Genomic DNA, 11,238 nt, shown 5'->3' with positions numbered 1-11,238 from the left:
CTATGCTGCAACGATCAGGACCAGGGAAAGGCAACGGCGTGCCAGTCACCGACTCGGCGATCGAGAAGATCAAAGCCATGATCGTCAGTGGAGAGCTGCGCCCCGGTTCGCGACTCCCCAAGGAGGCGGACCTGGCCGAGCGACTCGGCCTGTCGCGCAACTCCCTGCGTGAGGCGGTGAAGGCCCTCTCGCTCATCCGGGTGCTCGACGTACGCCAGGGAGACGGCACGTACGTGACGAGCCTGGAGCCCAACCTGCTGCTGGATGCGCTGGGCTTCGTCGTCGACTTCCACCAGGACAACTCGGTGCTGGAGTTCCTGGAGGTCCGCCGCATCCTGGAACCCGCCGCTGCGGCCATGGCTGCCCGAGTGATGCCGGATGCGGAGATCTCCGCGCTCGGGGAGCTCCTGGAGGGCCTGAGCGACGAGGCCTCCCTGCAAGAACTGATCGACAACGACCTCGAGTTCCACCGCAGGATCGCAGTCGGCTCCGGCAACACCGTCCTGTGCTCGCTCGTCGACGGCCTGTCCGGCCCGACCGCCCGGGCGCGGATTTGGCGCGGACTGACCGAGGAGGGTGCGGTCGACCGGACCCGCCAGCAGCACCACGCCATCCTCGATGCGATCGCCCACCGCCGCCCCGACCTCGCGCACGCCTGGGCGACGGTGCACGTGGCTGGCGTCGAGCAGTGGCTGCGGGACACCCTCGGTGCAGCCGGATCATCGCTCGGCTGACCCAGGACGAGCGCTTTAAGAGATCGTCGGTTACGACGGTGTGCGCAGCAGTATGCGGGTGATCCCCGGCGGTGAGAAGTACCGCCGGTCCTCGGGGGCGGCGGCGACGTACGCGAAACCGAGCGCGCTGGTCACGTCGTCGCAGCTGCCACACACCCGTGATTCGAAGCCGGCCTTCCGGCAGACGGCTGCCGCACGTGCCGCCGGCCCCGGCATGGACAGGGGCTCGGGCGGCACGGAGGACTCGTTCCCCACGCTGCGGCCGAAACCGCGGCTCCTCCTAACTCCGTATGACGATCAGGCTGTGTGGTCGGCCGCTGGTCGGTGCTGACGAGGTCCCGGTCGTGCCTCGCCTCGCCCTGGTACGGACTGACACGTCCGGGCGGTGTCTCGCGAGCTGTTCGGCCGAGCCTTCGGCGAACGGTGCGCTGCGGCTGACGTTGCCGCGATGGAGCACGCGTTCAGTCGGCGACTATGTGGCCCGAAGCTCTCCTGCGACCTCTCCGACCTCGCCCCGCCGTGCGGGCGGCCCGGGAGGAAGCGGAATGTCGGCCGCCCCGACGCGATCGAGGCAACTGAGCCCTGTCGTCCGACCCCAGCTGAACCGGCTCCATTGCCAGAGAGCACCTACACATCCGACCTTTTAGTGTCCCGAGACGCAGTCGTCGCTGGCATCTCTGCTTGGCGCCGCCGCAGCTACAGCTCGACTGTTCAAGCAATTGCAAGTCAAAGTTGTTGACTTGTGCGCGAATGCGTTCAATATTGAGCAACATTGAACCTTGAACCCCCTTCCGGCATCAGGCGGGCCGCCGGGTCCTTCAGTCGCGCCCTTGGAGCGTTACGTGCGCAGACATCCTATCAATTTCCGCAGCATGCTCACCATGCTCGCAACCTCTGCGGTCGCTCTCGCCGCCACCGTCGCCGCGATCCCGAGTTCACCCGCAGTCGCTGCTCCAGCGCAACGGATCACCATCGACGGAGCGTCAAGCGGCCGCGTCTTCGACGGAATCGGTGCCATCAGTGGCGGCGGGGCCACCTCCCGGCTCCTGGTCGACTACCCCGAGCCGCAGCGCACGCAGGTGCTGGACTACCTGTTCAAGCCCGGCTACGGCGCCTCGCTGCAGATGCTGAAGGTGGAGATCGGCGGCGACGCGAACTCCTCCGACGGACCCGAACCGAGCCACATGCGCACCCCGACCGAGGTCGACTGCAACCGCGGCTACGAGTGGTGGCTGATGGCGCAGGCCAAGGCGCGCAACCCCGACATCGCGTTCTACGGCCTGGAGTGGGCAGCACCGGGCTGGCTGAACGGCGGCATCTGGTCCCAGGACAACATCACCTACCTCAAGTCCTGGCTGGGCTGCGCCCAGAGCCACGGACTGAAGGTCGGCTACCTGGGCGGCTGGAACGAGAACGGCTACGACAAGGCCTGGTTCGAGAACCTGCGCACCGCCCTGGACGGCAGCGGCCACGCCGACACCCTGTTGGTGGCCTCCGACAGCAATGACGCGAACTGGACGATCGCCTCGGACCTGGCCACGGACAGCGCCTTCAACCGGGCGGTCGCGGTCGTGGGCCTGCACGGCGTGTGTTGGAACTCGACCCCGGTGTACACCGCCTGCCCGGGCACCAGCACCGCGACCGGGCTGGGCAAGCCACTGTGGGTGGCCGAGGACGACAACGACAGCGACGGCGCCAACCCGCCGGCGCTGGCTCGCAACCTCAACCGCGAGTACATCGACGCCAGAATCACCTCGGACATCAAGTGGGCGCTGGTCGGCTCCTGGCCCTCGAACCTTCCGTTCGCCGGGGCCGGCCTGATGTCCGCCGACCAGCCCTGGTCGGGCAACTACACCGTGGGCCGCGACATCTGGGTGACGGCACACACCACGCAGTTCGCCAAGCCGGGCTGGCGCTACCTGGACACGGCCAGCGGCTACCTGTCCGGCACCGGGATCAACGGCGACCGGCACAGCGGGAGTTACGTCACCCTGAGGTCCGGCCAGGACTACAGCACGGTCGTCGAGACCACCGACGCCTCGGCTGCGAAGACGATCGCGCTCAGCGTCGCCGGCGGGCTGTCCACCGGGCCGGTGCACGTGTGGGACACCGACATGAATGCCGCCGACCCCGCCCGCTGGTTCGTCCACACCCAGGACATCCTGCCGCGAAACGGCGGCTACTCGCTGACCGTGCAGCCCGGCCACCTCTACACCGTGACCACCACCACCGGCCAGGGCAAGGGCACTGCTGTCGCGCCGCCCGCGAAGGACTTCCCGCTGCCCTACCAGGCCGACCTGAGCGGATACCCGGCCCGGGCCGCCGCCCGGTACGTCCACGACTGGGCCGGGGCCTTCGAGACCGCGCCCTGCCCCGCGGGCACCGACACCCCGATGTGCCTGCGCCAGGTGATCACGGCGCCCGCCCACCCCTGGCACACCGACATGAACTACACCCCCGCCACCCTGCTGGGCGACCCGTCGTGGAGCAACTACCAGGTCTCCACCGACGTGCTGTTGGAGGAGGCAGGTAGCTCCGCCGAGCTGCTGGGCCGGATCGACCACGTCGACCACGACCGCTCCGCCTACCACCTGAGGATCGACGACGGCGGATCCTGGCGACTGTCCAGCGAGGACCGCTCGGGGACCGACACCGTCCTGGCCGCCGGCAGCTACCCCGGCGCGGGCGCCGGGACCTGGCACAACGTCTCGCTGGCGATGCAGGGCCAGTCGATCACCGCCTTCGTCGACCACGTCCAGGTCGCCTCGCTCACCCACGCCGGCCACGCGATCGGCCAGAGCGGACTGGCCGTCGGCGGCTTCCAGCACGCCGACTTCACCCACTTCGGCGTGACCCCGCTCGCCGGACCCGCCACCACGCCCCTCACCAACACCAACAGCGGCAAGTGCCTCGACGTCAATGGCAGTTCGACCGCCGACGGCGCGCAGGTCCTGCAGTGGACCTGCACCACAGGCCGGACCAGCCAGCAGTGGATCACGACCCCGTAGTACGGCACCCGCCGTCCTGATGCCGGCCGGTCTCGTGGAGCCCTGAAGCCGCGAGACCGGCCACACCAACCCCAACCCCACCCCATTCCCGCACACCCCGTGCCGCCGCGGCGCAGGGCCCCAAGGAGCACCCCCATGTCCAGAATCCCCTCCGGCCGCCTCGCCGCCACCGCCGCACTGCTGGCCCTCGGCCTGGCGACCTCGGCCTGTTCCACCGGCCAGGAGTCCACCTCCGCCGAGGGGTCGGTCGCCCCGGTGTCCGGCAAGATCTCGATCACCTACCTGCAGAAGCAGGGCGACCAGGAGTACTTCGCCGGCGAGGCGGCCGGCGCCAAGGCCAAGGCCGCCGAACTCGGCATCGACCTCAAGGTCGTGAACCTCGGCAACGACGCGAACAAGACCGTCAGCGAAGTGCAGTCCGCGATCGCCCAGAAGACCAACGGCATCATCGTCGTCGTCCCGGACCCGGCGGTCGGCCCGCAGGTCGTGCAGGCCGCCAAGGACGCCAAGATCGCCCTGCTCACCTCGGACGACCAGATCTGCGCGACCGGCCCTGACCCGGCCGCCTGCGACAAGGCCAAGCTCATCCCGCGGATCGGCTTCTCCGGCGCGCAGATGGGCGGCGAGGTCGGCAAGCGCGCCGCCGACGACTTCAAGAAGGCGGGCTGGAACCCGGCCGACACCCGGATCATCTCCGCCTGGAAGCAGGACGTCACGGTCTGCGGAGACCGCGTCAAGGCCGCCAAGGAGACCTTCGGCGCCGCCGTTCCCGGTGTGCAGAACATCGACGTCGCCACCGACAACACCCCCACCGGCGCCCAGGACAAGATCGCCGCGACCGTCACCGCCAACCCGGGCGTGAAGCACTGGGTGGTCTGGGGCTGCAACGACGAGAACGTCCAGGGCGGCGTCACCGCCCTGGAGAACGCCGGCATCGGCGCGGACAACGTCATCGGCGTCGGCCTCGGCGCGTACCTCGCCTGCAAGGACTGGGGTGGCGACAAGCCGTCCGGCATGAAGGCCGCCCTCTTCATCAACGGCATGGATGTCGGCGCGCTGGCCGTCCAGACCATGTACGACCGGCTGAAGAACGGCAAGGAGTTCCCCGCCGAGGCCTTCGCCCCGACCAAGATGGTCGACGCCGCCACGTGGAAGTCGGCCGGAGTCAGCTGCAACTGACCATCAGCCAGCCCTAGGTCCCAGCGACACGACCCCACCCGAGGTGACCCCGCCATGAGCACAGCACGCTACTCGACTCCCGACCCCCGCCCCCCAGGCGCCACCGACGAGGGCGCCGCCGTGCACGGCCTGACCAAGCGCTTCGGCCCGGTGCAGGCCCTCGGCGGGGTCACCCTCGACTTCCCCGCCGGCCGGATCACCGCCCTGATGGGGGAGAACGGCGCCGGCAAGTCCACCCTGCTGAAGATCCTCACCGGCGACCACCAGCCGACCGAGGGCCAGGTGACCCTCGACGGCCGGCGGCTCGACCTCGCCTCGCCCGCCGACGCCCGGGCCGCCGGCATCCGGATCATCCCGCAGGAGCCGGAGATCATCCCGCACGTCTCGGTCGCCGAGAACGTCTACGCCGGCACCCTGCCCCGCCGGGCCGGCCGCCGCCTCGACCGCGCCGAACTGCGCCGCCGGATCACCGCAGACCTTGACCGACTCGGCTTCGCCGACGTCCTCGACCCCGACCTGCTCGGCTCGCACCTGACGCCCGCGCAGCGGCAGCTGGTGGAGATCATGCGGGCGCTCACCGGCGAGGCCAAGGTGATCGCCTTCGACGAACCCACCTCCTCGCTGTCGGACCACGAGGTCGACGCTCTGTTCCGGCTGATCCGGCGCCTGCGCGACGACGGCGTCGCCGTCATCTACGTCTCCCACCGGATGCAGGAGATCTTCCAACTCGCCGACCGGATCGCGGTGCTCCGCGACGGCGAGCTGGCCGGCGTCCAGGACGCCCAATTCACCACCGAGAGCGAGATCGTCCGGCTGATGGTCGGCCGCGACCTGTCCGCGCTGTTCTCCCGCCGCCGCACCGCCACCGACCGGCCGGTCCTGGACGTGGACCGGGTGACCACCGACGAGGTCCGCGACGTCAGCCTGCGGATCCACGCCGGGGAGGTGGTCGGGTTGGCCGGCCTGATCGGCGCCGGCCGCTCCGAACTCGCCCTCGCCCTCGCCGGCGACCTCCCCGTCCGCTCCGGCACCGTCACCCTGGACGGGCAGCCGCTGCCCTCCGGCAACCCCGGTGCGGTGATCCGGGCCGGCCTGGGCCTCGCCCCCGAGGAGCGCAAGGCCCAGGCGCTGTTCCTGCACCGCTCGATCCGCGACAACACCTCGCTGGTCAGCCTGGAACGGCTGCGCCGACTGCGCTTCGTCCGGCGCGCCGCCGAGCGCGAACTCGCCCAGGAGTACGCGGACCGGCTGCGGGTGCGCACCCCTTCGATCGAGCAGGAGGTCCGCAAGCTCTCCGGCGGCAACCAGCAGAAGGTCGTTCTCGCCCGCTGGCTCGCCCGCAAGCCCAAGGTCCTGATCCTCGACGAGCCCACCCGCGGCATCGACATCGGCGCCAAGGCCGAGATCTACCAGATCATCGCCGACCTCGCTGAACAGGGCGTCGCCCTGCTGGTCATCTCCTCCGAACTGCCCGAACTCCTCGGCCTGGCCGACCGGGTCGTGGTGATGCAGAACGGCCGGGTCACCGGCGAGCTGAGCCACCAGAACGCCACCGAGGAGGCCATCCTCGCCCTCGCCATGGCCGACGACATCGTCGGCGCGACTTCTGCTGGAGCACCGTCATGAGCACCACCACCAAGCCGCTGACGACCGCGCAGGAACCCGCCCGGCGCACCGCCGCGTCGCCCTCCACGGCCCTCGCCGCCATCGGCGGCCAGAACCTCAGCCTGATCGGCGCACTCGTCCTGGTTCTCACCCTCTTCGGCGTGCTGAACGACAACTACCTCAGCCTGAACAACATGCAGGTCATCGCCGAGGCCGCCACCATCACCGGCCTGCTCGCCGTCGTCCAGACCGTCGTCATCATCTGCGGCGGCCTCGACATCTCCGTCGGCTCCCAGGCCGGCGTCGCCTCCGTGGTCTCCGCGATGGCCTTCACCTCGACCGGCTCCAACGCCTTCGCCGGCATGGCCGCCGCGATCGGCCTCGGCCTGCTGATCGGCCTGCTCAACGGCGCGATCATCGTCTACGGCCGGGTCAACCCCACCATCGCCACCCTGGCCGGCCTCGCCGCGTACAAGGGCCTCGCCCAGCTCGTCTCCGACGGCCGCGCCCAGGGCTACGTCCTCAACAACGACGTGTTCGTCTTCCTCGGCCGCGGCAAGATCGCCGGACTGCCGGTCATGGTCTGGATCCTCATCGTCGTCGCGGTCGCCGTGCACGTGCTGCTCACCCGGACCGACATCGGCCGCAACGTCTACGCCATCGGCGGCAACGACACCGCCGCCCGCCTCGCCGGCATCAACATCAACAAATACCTGGTCGCCGTCTACGGCCTGATCGGTACCGTCGCCGCCGTCGCCGGAATCCTGCTCACCGCCCGCACAGGCTCCGGCCAGCCCACCTCCGGCAGCGAAGGCCTCGAACTCAAGGCCATCACCGCCGCCGCCCTCGGCGGCTGCGCCCTCAAGGGCGGCAAGGGCACCATCGGCGGCACCCTCCTCGCCGTCGCCCTCCTCGGTTGCCTGGAGAACGGACTGACCGTCGAAGGCATCAACTCCTTCTGGCAGAACGTCGCCCAGGGCACCCTGCTGGTCGTCGCCGTCGTCGTCCAGCAGCGCCGCAGCGGCGAACGCGCCGTAGGCCTCCCCGCCTGACCAGCCGCCCTCGGGCCCCGAGCCGCGTCGCCCAGATGGCCCGCACCGCGCCGTGCGAAAACGCGCCGGCTGCGCCCGCACGCACCCACGACCCTCGGACGGTCCGTCCGAGCCGCACGGATCCCCCACCACCCCACGAGGAGCTGGTATGACCTGGCGATCACGCCCACCCACCACCCTGCTTGCCGCCCTCACCCTGACGCTCGCCACGCTCACCGGCGCGGCGGCGACCACCCCCGCGCAGGCCGCCGCCTCGACGACGATCAGCATCGACGGCGCCAAGCCGGGGCGGGTCTTCGACGGCATCGGAGCGATCTCCGGCGGCGGCGGCAACTCCCGACTGCTTGCGGACTACCCCGAACCGCAGCGCGGCCAGGTGCTGGACTACCTGTTCAAGCCCGGCTACGGCGCCTCGCTGCAGATCCTCAAGGTGGAGATCGGCGGCGACACCAACTCCACCGACGGCGCCGAGGCCAGCCACATGCACACCGCCGACACCGTGGACTGCAACCAGGGCTACGAGTGGACCATGATGGAGCAGGCCAAGGCCCGCAACCCCGACATCAAGCTGGCCGCGCTGTCCTGGGGCGCACCCGGCTGGGTCAACGACAACAGCACCACCAGCAACACCGTCTACACCCCGAAGATGCACGACTACCTGCTCTCGTGGCTCGGCTGCGCCCGGCAGCACAACCTCACCATCGACTACCTCGGCGGCTGGAACGAGCACGACGCCGACCCCCAGTGGTACGTGGGCCTGAAGAACAAGCTCGTCGCCGGCGGCTACGGCTCGGTGAAGGTCGTCGCCCCCGACCAGTTCGGCTACCGGGTCGTCGACCAGTTGACCAACGACGCCGCCTTCCGCAACGCCGTCGACGTCGTCGGTGTGCACTACCCCTGTGGCTACAACAGCGACTTCAGCAACTGCAAGCCCGCCGCCGACTCCGCCTCGATCGACAAGGCCCAGACCCTCGGCAAGCCGATCTGGGCGAGCGAGAACGGCTCCGAGGACTACCAGAACGGAGCGAGCTCGGTGGCCCGCGGCATCAACCGCGGATACATCGACTCCCGGTTCACCGCCTTCGTCAACTGGCCGGTCGTCGCCGCGCTCTACGGCAACCTCGAGTTCTCCACCGACGGCATGGCGCTCGCCAACCAGCCGTGGTCCGGCAACTACACCATCGGCAAGACCGCCTGGGTCACTGCACAGACCACCCAGTTCACCAAGCCCGGCTGGCACTACATCGACACCGCCAGCAACTACCTCGGCAACAAGCGCACCAACGGCAGCTACGCGACCCTGAAGTCGGCCGACAACAAGGCGTACTCCACCGTCATCGAGACCATGGACGCCACCGCGGCGCAGACCGTGAACTTCAGCGTCACCGGCGGCCTGCCCACCGGTCGGGTCCACGTGTGGGCGACCAACGTGCGCTCCAACACCAGCAGCGACTGGTTCGTCCAGCAGGCGGACCCGTCCGTGACCGGCGGCGGCCGCTACTCCCTGACGCTGCAGCCCGGTTACGTCTACACCGTGACCACCACCACCGGGCAGGGCAAGGGCACCGCGGTCTCCCCGCCGGCCGGCTCGCTGTCGCTCCCGTACGCGGACGCCTTCGAGACGCCCGCGGCGACCACCTCGCCGAAGTACTTCGCCGACATGAACGGCGCCTTCAAGGCGGTGGCCTGCGGCGGCGGCCGGACCGGGACCTGCCTGCGGCAGATGGCCCCCACCGTGCCGATGCGCTGGACCGACGAGCCGTTCAACTCCCCGTACACGATCATGGGTGAGCGCAGCTGGCAGAACTACACCGTCGCCTCGGACGTCATGTTCGAGCAGCCCGGGACGGTCGAACTGCTCGGCCGGATCGGCCAGCAGGGCCACAACAACAACGGCCTCAACGCCTACCACCTGCGGCTCTCCGACACCGGCACGTGGTCGATCCTCAAGAGCGACACCAGCTGGAACTTCACCACCCTCGCCACCGGGACCACCACGGCCCCCGGCCTGAACAACTGGACCGGCCTCGCGTTCACCCTGCAGGGCTCGACCCTGATCGCGAGCGTCGGCGGTCAGGAGGTCGGCCGGGCCACCGACGCGTCGTTCTCCACCGGCCTGGCGGGCCTCGGCCTGGGCACCGGAGGCTACCGGACCCAGCAGTTCGACAACTTCGCCCTCACCCCGGGCACAGCGCCCCCGATGCCCACCGGCCCCATCACTTCGGGGGCTGCCGCCGGCAAGTGCGTGGACGTCGACCAGGACTCCAGCCTGAACGGCGCCCGGGTCCAGCTGTGGGACTGCACCGGCGGCTCCTCCCAGGTCTGGACTCTCGACGGCAGGAACCTCACGCACAACGGCAAGTGCCTGGACGTCACCGGCCAGGCCACGGCCAACGGCTCACCCGTCGAGCTCTGGGACTGCAACGGCGGCGCCAACCAGCAGTGGTCGCCCCAGCCGGACGGCACCCTGAAGGGCCTCCAGTCCGGACGCTGCCTGGACGACCCCACCTTCGACACCGCCAATGGCACCCGGCTCGACATCTGGGACTGCGACGGCGGCCCCAACCAGAAGTGGAGCCTTCCCGCCTGACGCATCCCCTCCCGCCGGCCCCGGTCGACCGCACCTCCCCGCGGTCGACCGGGGCCGGTCCGGCGTTCACCACGTCAGAGCAAGAGAAAGCAAGAGCCTGCGGTGACGATGACACCCCGTACTCGCAGCGCGCGGACGAGGCCCGGGCGCTCGTGGTAGCGCTGGAGATGAAGATCATGGCCGGTGGGGCGAGCGAGGAGGAGTGGGAGCGCTACCGGCAGCTGAAGCGAACACTGACCGGCCGCCCGAGTGGATGAGGTCGCCGCCCGCCTGCACGCCCTGACCGGGCACGTCGCGTGATCCGTGTCCGCCGGCCCCCCTGACGGAGCCACCGCGCTCCAGCATGGCCGAGTGCACCTGCAAGATCGTGCTCGCCGAGAGGCCCGCGACTCGGGCGCGAGAGCTCTGGAAGCACACCACGGTGCGGCGGCACGTGCACGCGCCGCTTCGCAGCCTTCTTGGGGACATGGCGGCCGGACGCGAGCGGTGCATGTACTGCGGGGACAACCAGGGCACCGACATCGACCACTTCGATCCCATCGACCGGGATCCGATGCGCGCTTTCGACTGGACCAACCACGTCCTCGCCTGCTCGCTGTGCAACAGCCACCTCAAGAAGGCCGTCTTCCCGCTCGACCCCGGCGGGAAGCCGCTGCTCATCGCCCCCACGGCCGAGGACCCGACACCGCACCTGCGGCTTGTCCTGGCGGTCGGCCAGTACCACCCGCTGACCCCCAGGGGCCGGGCCACCATCGACCTGTTTGACCTGAACCGAGGCTTGCTGGCCAAGGGCAGGGTGAACGCCTACCGCGTCACCAAGGCCTGTGTCGCCCTGTGGGCCACCGCCACCGCCAAGGGCGACCATGACGACGCCGCCCGCTGGGCCGCGGTCGTCAACGAACAGCCGATAGCCGACGTCGTCCAGGCCATGCTGCACCAAGCGCTCGACCCCGCCGCCGAGATCCTCTTCGACGACCCCGAGCTCCTTACCCGTCTCCGCGAACCCGTGCTCCGAACGGCCCTGCTCATCCGGTAGGACACCGCGGGAAGGCCAGTCACCGTTCGGACCC

General features: G+C 69.9%; 7 protein-coding genes. All 7 read left to right on the top strand.

Annotation, left to right across the window (positions count from 1 at the left end; translation table 11 throughout):
- Positions 1–38 precede the first annotated feature (38 nt).
- Complete coding sequence (locus ACGFZP_RS35660; protein ID WP_392940884.1) at positions 39–734, top strand: FadR/GntR family transcriptional regulator; 696 nt, start codon at positions 39–41, stop codon at positions 732–734.
- 881 nt (positions 735–1,615) lie between these two features.
- Positions 1,616–3,742 (top strand): RICIN domain-containing protein, encoded by a 2,127-nt coding sequence (locus ACGFZP_RS35655; protein WP_392940882.1) that lies wholly within the window; start codon positions 1,616–1,618, stop codon positions 3,740–3,742.
- A gap of 135 nt (positions 3,743–3,877) precedes the next feature.
- Complete coding sequence (locus ACGFZP_RS35650; RefSeq protein ID WP_392940880.1) at positions 3,878–4,921, top strand: substrate-binding domain-containing protein; 1,044 nt, start codon at positions 3,878–3,880, stop codon at positions 4,919–4,921.
- A 54-nt stretch (positions 4,922–4,975) separates the two neighbouring features.
- Positions 4,976–6,547 carry a sugar ABC transporter ATP-binding protein gene (locus tag ACGFZP_RS35645; protein WP_392940878.1) on the top strand — a complete coding sequence of 524 codons (1,572 nt, stop codon included), beginning with the start codon at positions 4,976–4,978 and terminating at the stop codon, positions 6,545–6,547.
- Complete coding sequence (locus ACGFZP_RS35640; RefSeq protein WP_392940877.1) at positions 6,544–7,578, top strand: ABC transporter permease; 1,035 nt, start codon at positions 6,544–6,546, stop codon at positions 7,576–7,578. The genes ACGFZP_RS35645 and ACGFZP_RS35640 overlap by 4 nt, the downstream gene beginning before the upstream one ends.
- 148 nt (positions 7,579–7,726) lie before the next feature.
- Positions 7,727–10,168 (top strand): ricin-type beta-trefoil lectin domain protein, encoded by a 2,442-nt coding sequence (locus tag ACGFZP_RS35635; RefSeq protein ID WP_392940875.1) that lies wholly within the window; start codon positions 7,727–7,729, stop codon positions 10,166–10,168.
- A gap of 343 nt (positions 10,169–10,511) precedes the next feature.
- Entirely contained in the window at positions 10,512–11,204 is a 693-nt protein-coding gene (locus ACGFZP_RS35630) for an HNH endonuclease (RefSeq protein WP_392940873.1), read from the top strand.
- Positions 11,205–11,238 lie beyond the last annotated feature (34 nt).

Source organism: Kitasatospora sp. NPDC048239 (genome assembly GCF_043202015.1).
Lineage (GTDB): Bacteria > Actinomycetota > Actinomycetes > Streptomycetales > Streptomycetaceae > Kitasatospora.
Note: the sequence above shows the minus strand (reverse complement) of the source record. Positions and strands in the feature narration are given on the sequence as shown.

What these genes read in the sequence shown, in the direction of transcription:
- ACGFZP_RS35650 (WP_392940880.1), top strand. Translation starts at nt 3,878, where the DNA reads ATGTCCAGAATCCCCTCCGGCCGCCTCGCCGCCACCGCCGCACTGCTG.
- ACGFZP_RS35630 (WP_392940873.1), top strand. Translation starts at nt 10,512, where the DNA reads ATGGCCGAGTGCACCTGCAAGATCGTGCTCGCCGAGAGGCCCGCGACT.
- ACGFZP_RS35635 (WP_392940875.1), top strand. Translation starts at nt 7,727, where the DNA reads ATGACCTGGCGATCACGCCCACCCACCACCCTGCTTGCCGCCCTCACC.
- ACGFZP_RS35655 (WP_392940882.1), top strand. Translation starts at nt 1,616, where the DNA reads ATGCTCGCAACCTCTGCGGTCGCTCTCGCCGCCACCGTCGCCGCGATC.
- ACGFZP_RS35640 (WP_392940877.1), top strand. Translation starts at nt 6,544, where the DNA reads ATGAGCACCACCACCAAGCCGCTGACGACCGCGCAGGAACCCGCCCGG.
- ACGFZP_RS35645 (WP_392940878.1), top strand. Translation starts at nt 4,976, where the DNA reads ATGAGCACAGCACGCTACTCGACTCCCGACCCCCGCCCCCCAGGCGCC.